Origin of the sequence: Neomegalonema sp. (assembly GCF_028688855.1) — a bacterium.
Taxonomy (GTDB): domain Bacteria; phylum Pseudomonadota; class Alphaproteobacteria; order Rhodobacterales; family Rhodobacteraceae; genus Neomegalonema.
On record NZ_JAQTXI010000008.1, the window covers coordinates 76,026 to 93,985 of the forward strand.

12 protein-coding genes and 1 riboswitch are annotated in these 17,960 nt (G+C 70.0%); of the genes, 6 read left to right on the forward strand and 6 right to left on the reverse strand.

Features of this window, described 5'->3' with window-relative positions; translation table 11 throughout:
• Positions 1-3: 3 nt before the first annotated feature.
• The 5 genes from PHN62_RS08030 to mazG all read right to left on the reverse strand — a co-directional run bounded on the left by PHN62_RS08030 (position 4) and on the right by mazG (position 5,754).
• Entirely contained in the window at positions 4-342 is a 339-nt protein-coding gene (locus tag PHN62_RS08030; protein WP_300148791.1) for a Na+/H+ antiporter subunit C, read from the reverse strand.
• Positions 342-3,272: a monovalent cation/H+ antiporter subunit A gene (locus PHN62_RS08035; RefSeq protein WP_300148793.1), complete on the reverse strand. Its 2,931-nt coding sequence runs from the start codon at positions 3,270-3,272 to the stop codon at positions 342-344. The genes PHN62_RS08030 and PHN62_RS08035 overlap by 1 nt, the downstream gene beginning before the upstream one ends.
• Before the next feature lie 398 nt (positions 3,273-3,670).
• On the reverse strand, positions 3,671-4,144 hold the full coding sequence (pedF, locus tag PHN62_RS08040) for a cytochrome c-550 PedF (RefSeq protein ID WP_367187010.1): 474 nt from the start codon (positions 4,142-4,144) through the stop codon (positions 3,671-3,673).
• 126 nt (positions 4,145-4,270) lie between these two features.
• The gene (locus PHN62_RS08045) at positions 4,271-4,804 is read right to left on the reverse strand and encodes a thermonuclease family protein (RefSeq protein WP_300148796.1); all 534 of its coding nucleotides are present in this window, start codon (positions 4,802-4,804) and stop codon (positions 4,271-4,273) included.
• 113 nt (positions 4,805-4,917) lie between these two features.
• Complete coding sequence (gene mazG / locus PHN62_RS08050; protein WP_300148800.1) at positions 4,918-5,754, reverse strand: nucleoside triphosphate pyrophosphohydrolase; 837 nt, start codon at positions 5,752-5,754, stop codon at positions 4,918-4,920.
• Between the two features lie 207 nt (positions 5,755-5,961).
• Positions 5,962-6,100, forward strand: a riboswitch (cobalamin riboswitch).
• A gap of 160 nt (positions 6,101-6,260) precedes the next feature.
• Between mazG and PHN62_RS08055 the strand changes: the two genes are divergently transcribed.
• Genes PHN62_RS08055 through PHN62_RS08065 form a run of 3 tightly spaced genes read left to right on the forward strand, consistent with a single transcriptional unit; the run spans position 6,261 to position 10,052 of the window.
• The gene (locus PHN62_RS08055; protein WP_300148803.1) at positions 6,261-8,141 is read left to right on the forward strand and encodes a TonB-dependent receptor; all 1,881 of its coding nucleotides are present in this window, start codon (positions 6,261-6,263) and stop codon (positions 8,139-8,141) included.
• A gap of 10 nt (positions 8,142-8,151) precedes the next feature.
• Positions 8,152-9,066: an ABC transporter substrate-binding protein gene (locus PHN62_RS08060; protein ID WP_300148806.1), complete on the forward strand. Its 915-nt coding sequence runs from the start codon at positions 8,152-8,154 to the stop codon at positions 9,064-9,066.
• Positions 9,063-10,052 (forward strand): iron ABC transporter permease, encoded by a 990-nt coding sequence (locus tag PHN62_RS08065; RefSeq protein ID WP_300148809.1) that lies wholly within the window; start codon positions 9,063-9,065, stop codon positions 10,050-10,052. Before PHN62_RS08060 ends, PHN62_RS08065 begins: the two co-directional genes overlap by 4 nt.
• Before the next feature lie 23 nt (positions 10,053-10,075).
• On the opposite strand, the gene PHN62_RS08070 is transcribed toward PHN62_RS08065, so the two are convergent.
• Positions 10,076-11,077 carry an NAD(P)H-dependent glycerol-3-phosphate dehydrogenase gene (locus tag PHN62_RS08070; protein ID WP_300148812.1) on the reverse strand — a complete coding sequence of 334 codons (1,002 nt, stop codon included), beginning with the start codon at positions 11,075-11,077 and terminating at the stop codon, positions 10,076-10,078.
• A gap of 271 nt (positions 11,078-11,348) precedes the next feature.
• Here PHN62_RS08070 and PHN62_RS08075 point away from each other — a divergent pair, with 271 nt between their 5' ends.
• The 3 genes from PHN62_RS08075 (at position 11,349) to PHN62_RS08085 (ending at position 17,736) form a co-directional block, all read left to right on the forward strand.
• A complete protein-coding gene (locus PHN62_RS08075) occupies positions 11,349-12,467 on the forward strand; it encodes a kynureninase (RefSeq protein ID WP_300148814.1) in 1,119 nt (372 codons plus the stop codon).
• Entirely contained in the window at positions 12,464-13,282 is an 819-nt protein-coding gene (locus PHN62_RS08080) for an alpha/beta hydrolase (protein ID WP_300148817.1), read from the forward strand. Before PHN62_RS08075 ends, PHN62_RS08080 begins: the two co-directional genes overlap by 4 nt.
• A 245-nt stretch (positions 13,283-13,527) precedes the next feature.
• Positions 13,528-17,736: a two-component regulator propeller domain-containing protein gene (locus PHN62_RS08085; RefSeq protein ID WP_300148820.1), complete on the forward strand. Its 4,209-nt coding sequence runs from the start codon at positions 13,528-13,530 to the stop codon at positions 17,734-17,736.
• The last annotated feature ends 224 nt before the right edge of the window (positions 17,737-17,960 follow it).

The following is a 17,960-nucleotide window of genomic DNA, read 5'->3' on the forward strand; positions in this document are numbered from 1 at the left end:
CGCTCAGCGCTCCTCCCGTCCGTCGACGTGGTCTCCGCCGGTCAGGCCGCGCGAGGCCAGCAGCACCACCAGAAACAGCGCCGTGGTGGCGAAGCCGATCACGATGGCCGTCAGCACCAGCGCCTGAGGCACCGGATCGGCGTAGACGGTCAGATCCTTCTGAGCGGGATCCAGAAGCGGCGGAGACCCCACCTTGATCCCCCCCATGCTGAAGATGAACAGGTTGATCGCATAGGAGAGCAGCGACAGCCCGATGATCACCTGAAAGCTGCGCGGACGCAGGATCAGCCAGATCCCCGAAGCCGCCAGGATGCCTATGGCGATGGCGATGACGATCTCCATCAGCGGTCCTCCTCGAGCGCGATCTTCTCGCCTCTGCCGGTCATGCGCTGCCAGCGGACCGCCTGATGCGCCAGAGCCACGAGGATCAGCACCGTCGCGCCCGTCACCATGGTGAAGACGCCGTAGTCGAAGATCAGCGCGCTGGCCACCGGGATCTTTCCGACCACGGGCAGCTCCTTGTAGGAGAAATAGGTCGAGAGGAAGGGCAGATCCCAGATCCAGGCGCCCGCTCCCACCCCGAGCGCCGTCAGCAGCCCGAAGCCGATCCAGAGCGTCGGCAGGATGGTCAGGCGCTCCTCGACCCAGCGCGCTCCTCCGGCCATGTACTGCAGCAGGAAGGCCACCGCGAAGGTCAGTCCCGCCACGAAGCCGCCGCCCGGCAGGTCATGGCCGCGCAGGAACAGGAACATCGCCATCATCGCGATCAGCGGGAAGAGAAGCCGCATGATCAGGCCCGGAATCAGCAGGTAATGGGCGTCGATCTGGCGGTCGTTGGCGACGCGCTCGTGACGCAGGGAGTCGTACTTGTCCTGGAAGGTCTTCTGGGTGGGCGCCGCGACGCTCTCCAGCGCGGGGCGGAAGCGGCGCAGCAGCGCGTAGACGCTCAGCGCCACGATGCCCAGCACCGTGATCTCGCCCAGAGTGTCGAAGCCGCGGAAATCCACGAGGATGACGTTGACCACGTTGCGTCCGCCGCCCTCGGAATAGGCGTAGGTCAGCAGCCAGCGCGCGATTCCCTCGGGATTGGTCGGGGCGGTCATCACCGCATAGGAGAGCGCCGCAAGGCCGACCCCCCCGAGGCAGGCGATCACGGCGTCCGCCGCCCGACGGCGCTTGGCGCGCAGATCGGCGGCTTCGCGGATGTCCTCCTTGCGCTTGGGCAGCCAGCGCAGCCCCAGAAGCAGAAGCACCGTCGTCACCACCTCGACCAGCACCTGGGTCAGCGCCAGATCCGGCGCCGAAAGCCAGGCGAAGGTCACGCAGACCGCCAGACCCGCGCCGCCGGTCATGATCAGCGCGGCGAGGCGGTGGTATTTCGCCTGATAGGCCGCGCCTATGGCGCAGGCGCCGCCGATCAGCCAGACGAAGAGCAGGGCCGTGTCCGGCTGCTCGACGCCGCCGGGCTCGATGGTCCAGGTGCGGAAGAGGAAGGGCCAGGCGATGGTCAGGATCGCCACGCAGACGATCCAGCGCAACTGCGGCTGCAGATGCGAGAGCCCGAGCCAGACCTCGCTGCGCGCCCAGGCGCGGCCGAGGGCCGTCTGCGCCCGCTCGACGCGTTTGCGCAGGGCGAGGCGTCCGGGCATGCGCGCGCCCTCGAAATCGCCCGAGAGCCAGGTCCGCAGCGCCATGTAGGCGACCACGCCGCCGATCATGGCCAGCACGCTCATGATCAGCGCGGTGTTCACGCCATGCCAGATCGCGAGGCTGTAGTAGGGCGACTGGCCCAGCAGCACGCCGCGCACCGCCGTGTCGAGGAAATCGCCGATGATCAGGCCCGGGAAGAGCCCCACCAGCAGACAGATCAGCACCAGACAGCCCACCGGAAGCAGCATCCAGATCACCGGATCATGCGGCTTCTTCGGCAGATCGGTCGCCTTGGGGCCGAAGAAGACCTGGTCGATCAGGCGCAGCGAATAGGCCACGCTGAACAGCCCCGCCAGAGTCGCCACGTAAGGCAGCAGCGAGTCGAGGAAGGAGCCCTGGACGTGGGTCGCCACCGTCTCGGCGAAGAACATCTCCTTGGAGAGGAAGCCGTTCATCAGCGGCACGCCCGCCATGGCCGCCGCCGCCACCATCGCCAGAGCCGCCGTGATGGGCATGGCTCTGGCCAGACCTCCCAGCCTGCGGATGTCCCTCGTCCCGGCTTCATGGTCGATGATGCCCGCCGCCATGAAGAGCGAGGCCTTGAACAGCGCGTGGTTCAGGATGTGGAAGACCGCGGCCACGGCGGCGGTCTCGCTGTTGAGCGCCAGAAGCAGCGTGATCAGGCCCAGATGGCTGATGGTCGAATAGGCCAGAAGCCCCTTCAGATCCTGCTGGAACAGCGCCAGAGCCGCGCCCATCAGCAGCGTGATCGCGCCCACCGGCGCCAGGATGTAGAACCAGAGGTCATGGCCCGCCATGGCCGGCCAGAGCCGCGCCAGAAGGAAGACGCCCGCCTTCACCATGGTCGCCGAATGCAGATAGGCCGAAACGGGCGTCGGGGCGGACATGGCTCCGGGAAGCCAGAAATGAAACGGGAATTGCGCGCTCTTGGTCAGGGCGCCGAGCAGGATCAGGATCAGCGCCGCCGGATAGAGCGGGCTCTCGGCGATCCGGTCGCCCGAATGCAGCACCACGTCGAGGTCGTAGCTCCCGACGATCTGCCCCAGCACCAGCATCCCCGCGAAGAGGCAGAGCCCGCCCGCGCCGGTGGTCAGCAGGGCGCGCCGCGCGCCGGTCCGGGCGCTCTGGCTGTGGTGCCAGTAGCCGATGAGCAGGAAGGAGAAGAGGCTCGTCAGCTCCCAGAAGAACACGATCTGGATCAGGTTGCCCGAGATCACCACCCCGAGCATCGCCCCCATGAAGCCCAGCAGGAAGGAGAAGAACCGCGGCACCGGATCCTGAGGCGACATGTAATAGCGCGCGTAGATCGTCACCAGAAGCCCGATGCCCGAGATCAGGCAGACGAAGGCCCAGGCGAAGCCGTCGAGCCGCAGCACGAAGTCGAGCCCGAGCAGGGGAATCCAGGAGGCCTCCAGCCGCAGCACGCCGCCGTCGCGCACATGGGGCGTCAGGAAGATCGCGATCCCCAGATTGATCAGCGCGATGAAGCCCGCGAAGATCGCTTCGGAATTGCGCGCCGTCGCTGGCAGGAAGGCCGCGACGACGGAGCCCACGAAAGGCGAAACGATCAGAAGGATAAGCAGGGATTGCTCAAGGGCCACGGGCTCGGCTCCTTTGGGGCGGGCTTGAGAGGGGGCGGGCGGGCGGCGGGGGGTCTGGGCGCAGAGGCTTGATGTCGGCGGCAATATGTCCGACTTCCCCCGAAGAAGGCAACGCCTGCGAAAGAGAAAATTCGACGCGGAGCAGGCGCGTCCGTTCAGGGTTCCCGGAGATTCCCCGACCCTCGCCCCGACCGGGCCGCAGGCCCGACCTCGACGCCCTCGCCCGGAGGCGACGAAAAAGGCGCCGGATCGCAGGATCCGGCGCCGTCGAGTTCCGCCTTGAGATCAAGGCGTCGAGGAAACAGGGGCGACGAGGAAGCCGCCCCGGGGGGAGAAGAGAGTCGGGCCGTCCGGCCTGCGATGGACCTGAAAGCCGGGCTCCGGCTCCCTGATCGCGCTCAATCCTGCGGACGGGTCTCCAGATAGGTGCGGATGGCCCAGGCGGCCTCCTGATTCAGGATGTCCTCGAAGGGGGGCATCTTCACGCCGCCGTTCTGCGTGACGCCGTTGCGGATGCGGTCCAGATACCATTCGTCGCCATAGGCGTCGGCGTCGAGATAGCGCAGATCCGGCGCCATGCCGCCCGAAACGCCCTCCAGGCCGTGGCAGCGCGCGCAGTTCTGGCTGTAGCCCACCGTGCCGACCCGGACGGCGGCTTCATGCTGTTCGGTCTTCTTTTCGTCGGCCTCTTCGCCTTCGGGGATGCGATAGGGGTTTTCGGTCAGCCATTCCTCGCCGAGGGGATCGAGACCTTCCGTGTCCACAGCCTGAGGGGCCGTGTCGCCGTGACTGAAGCCGCGCGTGGCCGGAAAGGCCGCAAGAGACAGGGCCAGCCCCGTCAGGGCCAGTTTCGCGCTCAGTTTGATCTTCATGATGTCGTGTCCCGAGGCCGAATGAGTTGCGTCAAGGCTATCGGGGAGCAAATTAACAGTCGGGCCGGATGGCCTCCTATTGGCCTTTGGTCCTGATCCGGTTCGACCTTCGTCCATAGGCGCGGCTCAGGGACGGCGCGCGTTCCAGTGGTCGTGTTCGCGGCGCCGGCTGCCGACGGCGAGCCCCGCGCGGATCATCTCGGCGCCGTAGTCGCGGCCGTCGGGCAGGCGGATCACCGCCAGAGGACGCCCGTAGCGCTCGCGTTCGCCGGTCGGCAGCAGCACCGACCCCCGGGTCAGCAGCCGGCGCCCGTGGAGCAGGGCCTTCGCGCCCCATTCGGCCTCGCGCTCGGTGACGGGCACGCCGTCGCGGCCGCGGGATCCGGCGCGGGTCTCGGGAGCGTTGAAGGGGCCGTCGCGCCCGGTCAGACGATAGCTCTCGCCGCCGAGGCGCAGGCTGTCGCCGTCGGTGAGGTGGATCCCCTCGACGTGGAAGCCGCCTCGCGGCGGCGGACGCGCCTCCAGCCAGAAGGCCCGGCCCAGAGCCATGAGCGCCAGAAGGATGACCGCTCCCGCCAGGATCCGGGCGAGCTCCGGATCCGCGGCCAGAGCCGTCAGCCAGTCCGGAGCCCACCCCGATCCGTTGTCCTGGAATTCCATGCGGCCTCCTTCTGCCTGGCTTCCGCCTCTGCGCCCGACTCGCGCGGAGGGGCTTTCCATAGATGTTCCGCCAAGAGATGAACGACTTGCGAAGACGGCCGCCGCAAGGAGGGTCAGGCCTTCTCGGCGCGCTTGGCCTCGCGCCACCAGCCTTCGAGGACGTCGATGCGCTGGCCCTTCATCCCGGCGCCCTGCGCGGCGGCGATGGCCTCGACGCGGCGGAAGCGGGCCTCGAACTTCCGCGTCGCCGCGCGGAGCGCCTCCTCCGGATCCACGCCGAGCATGCGGCTCCAGTTCACCGCCGAGAAGAGCAGGTCGCCCATCTCGTCGACGAGGGCCGCGGAGGGCGCGCCGGGAGAGGCCCCGGGCGCGATCTCGGCGCGGACCTCCTCGATCTCCTCCATCATCTTTTCGCGGGCGCCTTCGGGGTCGGGCCAGTCGAAGCCGACGCGGGCGGCGCGCTTCTGGATCTTCTCGGCGCGGGCGAGGGCGGGCAGGGCCAGAGGCACGTCGTCGAGCGTTCCGGTCTGGGCGCGGGCGGCGCGCTCCTGCGCCTTCTGCGCCTCCCAGAGGGCGGTCTGTTCTCCGGCGGAGCGGGCGGCGGCCTCGCCGAAGACATGCGGATGGCGCGAGATCATCTTCTCGTTGATGGCGCGGGCGGCGTCTGCGAAGGCGAAATGGCCCTGCTCCTCGGCCATGCGGCTGTGATAGGCGACCTGAAGCAGCAAGTCTCCCAGCTCCGACTTCAGCCCGGGCATGTCCGCGCGGGCGACGGCGTCCGCGACTTCATAGGCTTCTTCTATGGTGTAGGGGGCGATGCTGGCGAAATCCTGTTCGCGGTCCCAGGGGCATCCGGTCTCGGGATCGCGCAGGCGCGCCATGATCGCGATCAGGCGTTCGAGCTCCCGCGCGGCTTCGGAGGGGGCGGCTTCTGGAGAGGATGAGGTCATGTCGGGAGGCTCCGGCTTGAAGCTCCGCCCCGGCGGCGGGCCGTTCCGGGCTTCATAAAGCCCGCCTTCGCCTCTGGAAACCGCTTTTCGCGGCGAAAGGCCGCCGCCGAGGCGGTCCGACTCCATCTTGACTCCGGGCCGCGTCAGCCCCAAGAGACGGGGGCTCCGGATTTCGGCGGCGCAGCATTCCAGCGACGCCGGATTTCAGGGAACGTCGGTGAGGCCCTCCCCAGGGCCGATTCCGCGGCTGCCCCCGCAACTGTAAGCGGCGAGCTTCGGCCCTCAAAGCCACTGGAGGCGACTCCGGGAAGGCGGACCGAAGCCCTGACCCGCAAGCCAGGAGACCGCCCGGAGCGCTCACCCATTCCGGGCGCGGGGCGCGACCGGAAGCGGAATTTCCGCAGCGGTGAAGATCACGCCGCCTGCTGGAGGGAATCCTTCTCAGGTTTTTCGGGCTCAGGCCTTTCGGGAATCGCGGGGCGCAAGCCTGCGAGAGAGGGACGACGATGATTCGACAAGCCAGCGCCACGGCCATAGCCGTCGGCTGCGCCGCCCTGTGGACGGGCGCCGCCTTCAGCCAGCAGACCGCCCTTCGGCTCGACCCCATCATCCTCTCGGGCGGCCTGACTCCCGCCGAGGCCGCGACCTACGCCCGCGCCCATACGGTGATCACCGGCGAGGAGATCGCCGCGCGGGGAATCACCACCGTTCAGGACGCCCTGCGCAGCGTCCCCGGCGTGGCGGTGAGCGGCTCGGGCCGCGACTTCACCCAGATCCGCATCCGCGGCGGCGAGGCCAACCACACCCTCCTCCTGATCGACGGCGTTCCGGCGGGCGCGGGAGACGGCGAATATCTCTTCTCCGGGCTGGAGACCGCCAACATCGAGCGCATCGAGGTGCTGCGCGGCCCGCAATCGACCTTCTACGGCTCCAACGCCTCTTCGGGCGTGATCAACATCATCACGAAGAAGGGGACCACGCCGGGCGTCCGCTACGGCGGCGAGGTCGAGGTCGGCAACGGCTTCGCCGGAGGCCTGCACGGCTCGGCGCGCACGGAGCGCGGCGGCCTGAGCTTCAATTTCAGCGGCCGCGACGACCGGGGTCATGACTACTCCGGCGACGGCGGCGAAAAGGACGGAATCGAGCGCGCGACCATCGGACTCGCGGGCGACTGGCGCGCGACCGAAGACCTCAAGCTCGGCTTCACCTTGCGCGGGGCGCGGGAGCGCTCGGATTACGACGCCACGAGCTGGGCCGCCGTCGACGCCGCGGGCTATGTGGTGGACGACCCGAATCTCCGCGCCGACCGTCGCGAGCTGACCGGCGAGCTTTATGGCGAATACGCCATGCTGGACGGGCGTCTGAATCACCGCCTGGCCTGGACCCACAGCGAATTCGACCGCCGGAGCGGCGGCTCCGCCTGGACCGACCAGCAGACCGACGCCTTCAAATATCGCGCGAGCTACGGGCTGGACGGGCTTCCGGCGGAGCAGGCGCGGCATCTGGTGAACTTCCTGGCCGAGCATCGCCGGGACTCCAGCAGCGCCAATCCCGATTACGACCGCGACGCCACCTCTCTGGCGCTGGAGTATCGGGGGTCGCTGAGCTTCGGCCTCGACGTGCAGGCGGGCCTGCGCCATGACTTCAACAGCGTCTTCAAGGACGCCGCCACCTGGACGCTCGGCCTTTCCTATCCGGTGGCGAACACGCCTTTCCGCCTGCATGGCTCGGCGGGGACGGGCTCGGTCAACCCGACCTATTACGAGCTCTACGCCGATGATCTGTACACCGTCGGCAACCCGGGCCTGAAGCCCGAGCGCAACCGCAGCTTCGATTTCGGCGTGGAGTCCAGCTTCCTCGACGGGCGCGGCGTGGTCGACGTCACCTATTTCAACGAGCGGCTGAAGAACGAGATCGCCTATGTCAACGGGGTCGGCGGGGCGCGCAGCAGCTACCGCAACCGCGACGGCGACAGCCCGCGTCAGGGCGTCGAGGTCTCGGGCTCCCTCGCGCTGACGCCGGACACCGATCTGCGCCTCTCCTACACCTGGCTGGACGCCTCCGAGCCGGACGGCCGCGTCGAGGTGCGACGCCCGAAACATGAGCTGAGCCTCGGCGCGACCCAGCGCTTCCTCGACGGGCGGGCTTCGGTTTCGGCGGACCTGCGCTATGTGGCCGACAACTACGACGATCAGTTCTGGGGCTCCTATCCGCGCGCCAAACTGCCGAACTACGCGGTGGTCGATCTCGCCGGAACCTACGACCTGACCGAAAACCTCCAGGTTTTCGGCCGCGTGGACAATCTCTTCGACAAGGATCATTCCGACGTCTGGGGCTACGCCGCGCAGGGAGTCACGGGCGCCGTCGGCCTCCGGGCCGAGTGGTGAGGATGCGCGGATGAAGAAGCGAGGCGCGTTTCGTCGGGGGGAAGGCTTCTCCGGCCCGCCGCGTCGCGCCGCGCTTCTCTGCGCGCTGACGGCTCTGACCATGAGCGCGGCTCCGGCGCGCGCTCTGGAGGGGCCCGCTCCCGATGCGGCGCCGCGTCGGGTGGTTTCGGTCAATCTCTGCGCGGATCAGCTCGCCCTGATGCTGGCCGCGCCGGGACAACTGCTCTCGGTCTCGATGCTGGCGCAGGATCCGCGTTCTTCGGTCATGGCGGAGGCGGCGCAGGCCCTGCGGGTCAATCACGGGTTGGCCGAGGAGATCTTCCTGATGGATCCCGACCTCGTGCTGGCGGGCAGCTTCACCAGCGCGGCCACGGTCGGGATGCTGGAGCGGCTCGGGCTGCGCGTGGAGCGGCTCGCGCCCGCCTACGCCCTGGAGGAGATCGCCGGGCTGATCCGTCAGACGGGCGGGCTGCTCGGGCGCGAGGCCGAAGCCGAGGCCATGGCCGCGCGCTTCGAGGCCGATCTGGCGGCCTTGCGGGCTTCGGCGGCGGAGTCGACCCATCCGCGCGCGGCGCTCTACGAGGCCAACGGCTATGCGCCCGGCGAGAAGAGCCTTGCGGCGGATCTCCTGCGGGTTTCGGGCTTCGCTTCGGTGGCTGCGGAGTTCGGGCTCGATCACGGCGGCTTCGTGCCTCTGGAGCTTCTGGTCCTGGCTGAGCCCGACATGGTGGTGGCGGGTCGTCCGCGCGACGAGGGCGCGGCGCGGGGCGAGGAGATTCTCGTCCATCCGGCGCTCGAGGCTCTGCGGGGGCGCAGCGGCGTGGGGGTGCTGCCGGATCGCGACTGGGTTTGCGGATTGCCCGCGACCTTGCGCGCGGCGGAGCGTCTGGGCGCGGCGCGGCGGGACCTGGAGGCCAAGAAATGAGTTATGGCGCGCTGATGGCGGTTCTGGCCTTTCTGACGGCGGCGTTGTTCTGCGCCTCTTTGCTGATCGGGCCGGGCGCCATCGGCCTCGCCGACAGCCTCGACGCCCTGCTGCGCGGACGCGGCGAGGCCGTGACCCTGGTCATGCGCGAGATCCGCCTCCCGAGGGCCCTGCTCGGAGTCATGGTGGGGGCGGCGCTCGGAGCCTCGGGGGCGGCGCTGCAGGGATTCCTGCGCAATCCCCTCGCCGAGCCCGGATTGATCGGCGTCTCGGCCATGGCGAGCCTCGGGGCGGTGATCTCGCTCCAGACGGGACTCGCGGCGGCTTTCGCTCTGGCCCTGCCTCTGGCGGCTCTGGCGGGAGCTCTGGCGGGGGCGCTGCTGATTCTCGTCATGGCGGGGCCGCGCGGCGCGGCCCTGACGCTGATTCTCGGCGGCGTGGCGATTTCGGCTCTGGGCGGCGCCGCGAGCGCCCTGGTCCTGAGCCTCTCGCCCAATCCCTTCGCCGCCGCCGAGATCGTCTTCTGGACCATGGGCTCTCTGGCCGACCGCTCGATGGTCCATGTGGGGTTGATGGCGCCCTTCTTCCTGATCGGACTGGCGCTTCTGGCCCCGCTCGGGCGGGGGCTGGACGCGCTCACCCTCGGCGAGGACGCCGCCGAGGCCATGGGCGTCGGCCTGAGGCGTCTGCGTCTGACGCTCGTGGCGGCGACGGCGGCTCTGGTGGGCTCCGCGACGGCGGTGGCGGGCGGAATCGGATTCGTGGGGCTGGCGGCGCCGCATCTGCTCCGGAGGGCGGTGGGCGGGGCGCCCTCGCGGCTGATTCCGGCGGCGGCGCTCGGAGGGGCGATCCTCGTGCTGGCCGCCGACGTCGCGGTCCGGGTGATCGCGCCGGACCGGGACCTCAAGCTCGGGGTGATGACGGCTCTGGTGGGGGCGCCCTTCTTCCTGCATCTGATCGCGCGGGCCCGCCGCGACGGAGCGTGACGCCCCCGCTTGCGCCGCGCGCTTCAGTCCTCGCGCCGCAGGGGCCGCGAGAGCAGGCTCTCGACCGCCTCGCCGATGGAGAGCTCTCCCTTGAGCAGCGCCGAAACCATGTGGGTCACGGGGAGATCCTCCTCCGCCGAGGCCTCGGAGACGGCGTGGGCGGTCATCACGCCTTCGACGGTGGCCTTCTCCTCCGGGGGCTTTCCCGCGCCGAAGGCGAGCCCATGCCGGTAATTGCGCGACTGGGTTGATGTGCAGGTGAGCACGAGGTCTCCGAAGCCCGAAAGGCCGAAGAGCGTTTCGCGGCGGGCCTTCCGCAGGGCGGCGTAACGGACCATCTCGGCGAATCCGCGGGTCATGAGGGCCGAGCGGGCGCTTTCGCCGAAATCTCCGCCGATGGCCATGCCCGCGCCGATGGCCACCACGTTCTTGAGCGCCCCGCCCAGCTGCGCCCCCACGGGATCGTCGCTCAGATAGAGCCGCAGCGTCGCCAGCGAGAGGGCCGCCTGAAGCGATTCGCCTTCCGGATCGCGCGTGGCGAGGGTCAGGGCGGTGGGCTTTCCGGCGGCGATGTCGGCGGCGAAGCTGGGGCCGGTGAGGACCGCCGTCCGGGCGCCGGGGATCTCGCTCTCGACCACCTCCGTCGGCAGGAGCCCCGTTCCGCGCTCGACTCCCTTGCAGCAGACCACGAGCGCATGTCCCGCGAGCGCCTCGCGATGGGTCCGCAGGAGGCTCCGCAGCGCCTGGGTCGGGACCGCCAGAAGCGCGATTCCCCGGCCCGCGCCCCCCTCGCCGAGGGCCTCGCCGATCTCCGCGGAGATCCGCAGCTTCCCGGGCAGGCGTCGGCCCGGCAGATGGGCGGCGTTCTCCCGCGAGATCCGCAGGGCCTCCATGCGCTCCGCATCGCGGCCCCAGAGGGCGGCGGAGCCTGCGCCCTCGGCGAGGACGACGGCCAGCGCCGTGCCGAAGGCGCCTGCGCCCAGCACGGCGACGGGAGCGGGAGGCTGCATGCGGAGAGCTTTCATGAAAAGGCGTCGCCTGACGGGCCGGGGCGAAGCTTCGCCTCCGGCGGAGAGGGGCGGAGAGGGGCGGAGAGGGCGGCCTCCGGGATGGACGCCCGCACCTGCGCCTGATCCTGCGGCGAAGTCAAGGGGGCCCGCGCGCCGCGCGGAAGGCCGCCGACAGCCCCTCCATGAGGCGTTTTGACGTAGGCGGAAAGATCCTCTAGCCTCAGGCGAGCGGACATGCGGTCCGCTCGCCTCTCGGGAGGCGTCTCCGCAGAAAGGGGGGAGCCGCATGAAGACGGATTTCTCGGCCACGCGCGCCCTGTTCGATCAGCCGGAAGGCCTGATCCATCTCGACGGCGGCTCTCTCGGGCCTCCGCCCAGGGCCGCGCAGACCCGCCTTGCGGAGGCCGTCGGGCGGGAATGGGGCGACATGCTCCGCGGCGGCCCGGCCCGCGCAGCCGCGCTGGAGAGGCCCCGACGCCTCGGCGACAGGATCGCCCGGCTGATCGGGGCCGAACCCGGATCGGTGGTCGTCGGCGATTCCTTCGCGGTCAAGCTCCATCAGGCGCTGATCTCGGCCCTGCGGATGAACGCCGGACGCCGGGCCATCCTCGCGGTCTCCGGGAGCTTCCCCCCGGATCTCCATGCGGCGCAGGATCTCGTCCGGAGCCTCGGCCCCGAGCACGAGCTGCGGGTGGTCGAGCCCGAGGGAATCGCGAAGGCGCTGGATGAGGACGTCGCCGCCCTGATCGCCCCCGACCTCGACCACCGCACGGGACGCAGGCATGACATGGCGGCCCTGACCACCCGCGCCCATGCGGCGGGGGCTCTGGCGATCCGGGATCTGTCGCGGTCGGCGGGCGCTTCGCCGCTGCGTCTGGCGCAGGAGCGGGCGGATTTCGCCGTGGGCCGCACCTGCGGACATCTCAACTCCGGCCCCGGCGGCCCGGCCTTCATCTACGTCGCGCCGCGCCACGCCGCGACGGCGCATCCGGGGCTTTCCGGCCCGCCGCCGCTGCTTCAGACGGCGGCTCTGGAGGCCGCGCTGGAGGTCTGGGATCAGGTGGAGATGAAGGATCTGCGCGCCCGCGCCCTGGAGCTGGCCGACCGCTTCATCGCGGGCGTCGAGGCGGCCTGTCCGGATCTGGTCCTCGTCACGCCCCGCGCCCATGAGGAGCGGGGGAGCCAGCTCAACTTCCGCCATCCCGAGGGCCGCGCGATCCTGGAGGCGCTGGAGGCGGAGGGCGTGACCGGCGGCCTCTCCGCCCCCGATCTCCTGCGCTTCAGCTTCGCGCCGCTCCACCTCGGGCCCGAGGAGGTGGACCGCGCCGTGGAGATCCTCGCGCGGATCATGGCCGGAAAGCTCGGGGAGAGCCCCGAAGCCGGGGCCGGGACGCTCGCCCCATGACCCCCGACTGGGACGACGCCTTTGCGAACATGGCCCATGTCCCCGGCTCGGCGGCTCTGCCGGGGTTCTGGGCGGCGCGGGCGGCGGACTATCGCGCGCGGCTCGGGGAGTCCCTGCGGGAGATCTCCTATGGCGCGGGCGAAAGGCGTCGGCTCGACCTGATCCTCCCGGAGGGGCGGCCCGAGGGTCTGGCGGTCTTCATCCACGGAGGATTCTGGCTGGCCTTCGGGAAATCCGACTGGACCCATCTGGCGGAGGGCGCGCGGGCGCGCGGCTGGGCCGTGGCGCTGCCGGGCTACACCTTGGCGCCGGAGGCCTCCGTCTCGATCATGACGCGCGAGATCGGCGAGGCTCTGGGCGCGGCGGCCGCTCTGGTGGAGGGCCCGCTCCGGCTGGCGGGGCATTCGGCGGGCGGACATCTGGCGACCCGCATGATCTGCGACGACAGCCCCCTCTCCGCCGACGTGCTGGCGCGGGTGGAGAAGGTCGTCTCGATCAGCGGCCTGCATGATCTGCGGCCCCTGCGCCGCACGAAGATGAACGAGAGGCTGCGTCTGACGCCCGAGGAGGCGGCTTCCGAAAGCCCCGTCCTGCGCAGGCCGCTCGGCTCGCCGCGTCTGACCTGCTGGGTCGGGGCGGCGGAGCGTCCGGAGTTCCTGCGCCAGTCGCGTCTGATGGCGATGATCTGGGCGGGGCTCGACGCCCGGACCGATCTGGTCGAGGAGCCGGAGCGCAATCATTTCAACATCCTGGAGGGTCTGGAACATCCGGATTCGCCGCTTCTGCGCGCGCTCTTCGAGTCTCTTCCGGCCTGAATCTCCGGCGGGCGGAGGCCGCAAGGGATGGATTCCAGGGTGAAAGAGAATCCGTGACATATCCTGACAGGAGAGTCGACAGGGCGAGGCCTCCGTCAACGCGCGAAAGCTCTTGCGCCTCCGCGCCCTGACGTAGAGGATGCCTCCCCGGCAGCTGGAGACGCTCCGCACAGGGGGCGGAAGGGGGAGAAGATGCGGCGCAGCGAGAGGGGCGGAGGCCCTGCGGATCGGCTCGGGCGGTCGCGATGAGGCGGCTCGGGCGGCTGGCGGCGGCGCTTCTGCTGCTCGCGGTCTTCGCGGTCTTCGGGGCGACGCTCCGGAGTCCGTCCGCGCAGGCCGAGACTCCCAAGCGGGCCTTGCGGTTCGGAATCGAGGAAGGGCTCTCGCAAAGCACCGTCGGCGGCATGATCCAGACGGAGGACGGGCGGATCTGGATCGCCACCGGCGAAGGCGTGACCATCCATGGCGGCGGCGCGCCGCAATATCTCTTCCGGGGCGACGACGTCGCGACGGGTCTGCGCAGCGATTACCTCTACGCCATCTTCCTCGACCGCGACGGCGAGATCTGGATCGGAACCTCGACCGGCGGCGCCTCGCTCTATTCCGACGAGCCGCGGTTTCTCGGGCACGCCCCCGGCGAGGGCCTGGCCTCGCTCGACGTCCAGGCCTTCGCGCAGGATGCTCGGGGGCGCGTCTGGATCGGCTCCTCGCAGGGCGTCTTCGTGGTCCGCAAGGAGGACGGCGCCCTCGTCTCCGACGAGGAGGCCCGGGCGCCGGCTCTGGCCGCCCTGAAGGGCGATACGATCTTCTCCCTGCTGCCTCTGGAGGGCGGCGCCTTCCTGATCGGCGCCGCGAAGCGCGGCCTCTTCCTCTACGAGCCGGGCGAGCCCGAGCTCCTCGCCCTGAGTTCGGCGAGCGAATCGGCGCCCGAAGGTCTGGGCGAGGAGGCGCGGGCGCTCTTCCGGGATCGCGAGGGGCGCATCTGGGCGGGCTTCAGCTCCAGCCGGAATCTTCCGGGCGGGCTGATGGCCTATGATCCGCAGCGCAGGAGGCTGGTCCAGCCGCCGGTCGCCTTCCCCGAGACGATCCGGGGCGTCATGTCCATGGCGCAGGGCGACGACGGCCGGTTGTGGTTCGGCACGCGCCGGATGGGCATCTTCGTCGCCGACGTCGATTTCGCCGAGCCCATGGAGAATTACCAGGCTCACGACTGGGAGCCCCATCGTCTGGGCAATCCCGACGTGCGCGTCCTCATGCCCGACCGGACGGGACGCATGTGGGCGGGCGCCTGGAACGGCGGCGCCAGCAGCTTCTCGATGCTGCCGGACGTCTTCGAAACCTATTATCCCGCCCCGACCAACGGCAGCCGCAGCATCCCGGCCATGACCTGGGCTCTGGAGGAGGAGGACGGGGCGCTCTGGATCGGCGGACAGGGCGGCCTCGGGCGTCTGGATCTGCACGAGAAGCGCATCGAGGAGCTGGAGCTCCATCCGGAGATCTGGGGCAAGACGATCTGGTCGGTCGTCAGCCATGGCGGCCGCCTGCTGCTGGGCCCGAACGCGGGGCTCGGCGTCTTCTTCTACGACCCGCGGACCAAGGAGAGCGGGCCGGTCCCGGGAGAGAACGGCGAGACGCTGCTCAAGGACGCGACGGTGCGGGTCTTCATGACCGACGCCGAAGGGAGCCTCTGGGTCGGAACCAATGAGGACGGCCTCTACAAGCTTTCGGCGGATCTGCGGATCCTCGCCCATCACACGCGCCTTCCGCCCGGCGTCGAGGGGATTTCGGTCCTGCCGGGCGCGCAGATCCGCGGCCTCTCCCAGCGCAGGGACGGGCGCATCTGGATCGGCACGGACGCCGGGCTGGTCCTGCATGACCCGAAGACCGGCGCCTTCGAGACCATCGCCGGGGCCGACCGTCTGCCCGACGACAATGTGCGGGCCGTCCACGAGACGGAGGACGGACGCCTCTTCGTCGCCACCGGCGGCGGACTGGGCATCCTCTCGGCGGAGGATCTGCGCCCGATCCGGTTCATCCGCCAGTCCAAGGCCTTCCAGAGCAAGATGCTCTACAGCATGGTTCCCGATTCGCTCGGACATCTCTGGATCTCGACCAACAACGGCCTCGTGCGCCACCGCCTCTCCGACGGCGAGGAGCGCGCCTTCCGCACCAGCGACGGCCTGCAGAGCCGGGAGTTCAACTTCAACGCCTTCAAGACCCTGAGCGACGGAAGGATCGCCCTGGGCGGGGTCCGGGGGCTCACGCTCTTTCATCCGGACGGTCTGTCGCCCGAGGAGGGGCGTCCGCCGGTCCTCTCGCTGAAGCTGCTCGAGCGCCCCCCGATGACGGGCGAGGGGCCGCAGGATCTCGGCGTGGAGCCGCAGAGCCTCAGGTTCCTGATCGGCGTGCGGCATTTCGACGATCCTCCGGCCAACATGCTCCAGATGCGCCTCGAACCCATCGACGCGGATTTCGTGGATCATCAGGGCTCCTCCCACGAGCTGCACCGCGACAACCTCCCTGCGGGGGAATACAGGCTGAGCTATCGCGGGGTGGGGGCCTCGGGGCTGCTCACGGAGACGCGCGTCCAGAGCTTCGTCGTGCGTCCCGGCATGCAGGGCTGGTACAGGGCCGTCGTCTACGCCCTGCTGGGCGCGCTGGCTCTGGCGGGTCTGGCGCTGCTGCGGGCGCGTCAGATCCGCCTGCGCAACGCCGAGCTGGAGGGGATCGTCGTCGAGAAGACCCGCGAATTGCTCGACAGCAATCAGGCGCTCCAGGAGAGCGCCGCCGAACGCGAACGCTTCTACGCCCGCGCCGCCCACGAGATCCGCACGCCTCTGGCGCTGATCCGGGCGCCGCTGCGCAAGCTGCTCGGCGAGCGCCTGGGGGACGAGGAGCGGCGGACTCTGGCGCAGGTGGTGCAGAGGGCCTCCGACCGCCTGACCCAGCTCAGCGACGAGATGACCGCCGTGGCTCAGGCGGGTGCGCCCATGGCCTCGGGGCGGGTCTCGGTGGATCTGCGCGCCTTCCTGGAGCCGATCTGCGCCCTCTACGCCGATTCCGCGCGCGCCAGGGGGCTGGAGCTCTCCTGCGAGATCCGCGGGCCTCAGGCCGCGACCTTCGACCCCGAAGCGGCGGAGACGATCCTCCACAACCTGCTCTCGAACATGGTGAAGCATCGCGCGCCGCCGGTGCGGCTGCGCCTCGAAACGGATCTGCGGGCGGGGCGTCTGGAGATCCGCGTCTCGGACGACGGCCCGCCCCTGCCCGAGGAGGCGCTCCGGCGGCTGGAGGATTTCCGCAACGCGCCGCCCGATTCGCCGCCGCACCGGGGCGTGGAGATCATCGCCGCCACCCTGCGCAGGACGGGAGGAGATCTCGCGATCGACCGCGCCCGCAACGAGATCGCGGTCTTCCTGCCCGCCCACGCCCGGGGCGAGCCCCGCGCCGCCGAGCCGGAGGCCTCCTCCGAGGCGGAGCCGGGAGCGGAGGCGGGAAGCGCCTCCGAAGCGGAGCGGGCGCGCATTCTGGTCGTCGAGGACGACCGGGATCTGCGCAGCTATCTGGCCTCTCTGGTGGGCGGGCGCTTCGGGCCCGTCCGGACGGCGGGCTCTCTGGCGGCGGCCCGGAGCGCGCTGGAGGAATCGCCGGTCGATCTCGTGCTCTGCGACGTGATGCTGCCCGACGGATCGGGCCTCGACTTCGCGCGCCACATGAAGACCCATGAGGATTTCTCCCATACGCCCGTGATCTTCCTGACCGCCCTGCAGGATGACGACTCCTATCAGAGCGCCATGGAGGTCTGGGCGGACGACTACCTCACCAAACCCTTCGATCCGGACGAGCTGCTGGCGAAGATCGACATCCGCCTGAGGGCTCAGGCGGCGATGCGCGCCTGGATGCTCCGGCAGCTCGGGGCGATGAAGCCCGAAGCCCGCGAGCCTGAAGCCCATGAGCCCGAGGCCCGGGAGGAGCCGGGGCCGGGGGAGACGCAGGAGCCGGGGCCCGAAGCGCAGGAGGAGGCCCGGGAGGAGGAGTCCGCCGCCCCCGCCGAAGCCGCAACAGAAGAAGCCGGAGGGGAGGAGCCGAGTCTGACCCCCCAGGAGGAGCGCCTGAAGCGGGCCTTCGAGGATTTCCTCGAACGGAGCCTCTCCGATCCCCGCGCGGACCTGGCTCAGGCGGCTGCGGCCTGCCTCACCAGCGACCGCAGCCTGCAACGCAAGCTGAACGCGCTCTACGGGAAAAGCTTCTCCGCCCTGCTGACCTTCGCGCGGATGGAGCGGGCCCGGCGCCTCCTGACGGAGGGGCGCGGCGTGGGCGAGGTCGCCGAAGCCTGCGGCTACGAGACCGCCACAGGCTTCTCCCGACAGTTCAAGAGCCTCAACGGAGTCTCTCCGAGCGAGTTCTCGCAAGGGTCGCGGCCCGAGGGAAACGGCTCTTCCTGCGGGAAATAATCTTGAGACCGCAGAGAGATAGGACATGACGGCGGAGAATCATCCGCAAGGTCGATCAGGGCCGGAATTCGAGGTCGGCCCCTTTTTTCGGTCTGCGTCATCATGCGCCGCGCGCCAAAACCACGCGCGAGGCGCCAATTCGACGGCCCGGAAAAGCCGGGGGCGTTTCATGGCTTGCCAGAAGGCTCGCGTCGATTTCTCAATGGGCGGGAGGCCCCGGGGGC

Bases quoted from the DNA above. Each gene is read 5' to 3' on its own strand.
- PHN62_RS08085 (WP_300148820.1), top strand. From the start codon at position 13,528: ATGAGGCGGCTCGGGCGGCTGGCGGCGGCGCTTCTGCTGCTCGCGGTC.
- PHN62_RS08080 (WP_300148817.1), top strand. From the start codon at position 12,464: ATGACCCCCGACTGGGACGACGCCTTTGCGAACATGGCCCATGTCCCC.
- PHN62_RS08045 (WP_300148796.1), bottom strand. From the start codon at position 4,804: ATGGAATTCCAGGACAACGGATCGGGGTGGGCTCCGGACTGGCTGACG.
- PHN62_RS08055 (WP_300148803.1), top strand. From the start codon at position 6,261: ATGATTCGACAAGCCAGCGCCACGGCCATAGCCGTCGGCTGCGCCGCC.
- mazG (WP_300148800.1), bottom strand. From the start codon at position 5,754: ATGACCTCATCCTCTCCAGAAGCCGCCCCCTCCGAAGCCGCGCGGGAG.
- pedF (WP_367187010.1), bottom strand. From the start codon at position 4,144: ATGAAGATCAAACTGAGCGCGAAACTGGCCCTGACGGGGCTGGCCCTG.
- PHN62_RS08070 (WP_300148812.1), bottom strand. From the start codon at position 11,077: ATGAAAGCTCTCCGCATGCAGCCTCCCGCTCCCGTCGCCGTGCTGGGC.
- PHN62_RS08065 (WP_300148809.1), top strand. From the start codon at position 9,063: ATGAGTTATGGCGCGCTGATGGCGGTTCTGGCCTTTCTGACGGCGGCG.
- PHN62_RS08060 (WP_300148806.1), top strand. From the start codon at position 8,152: ATGAAGAAGCGAGGCGCGTTTCGTCGGGGGGAAGGCTTCTCCGGCCCG.
- PHN62_RS08030 (WP_300148791.1), bottom strand. From the start codon at position 342: ATGGAGATCGTCATCGCCATCGCCATAGGCATCCTGGCGGCTTCGGGG.
- PHN62_RS08075 (WP_300148814.1), top strand. From the start codon at position 11,349: ATGAAGACGGATTTCTCGGCCACGCGCGCCCTGTTCGATCAGCCGGAA.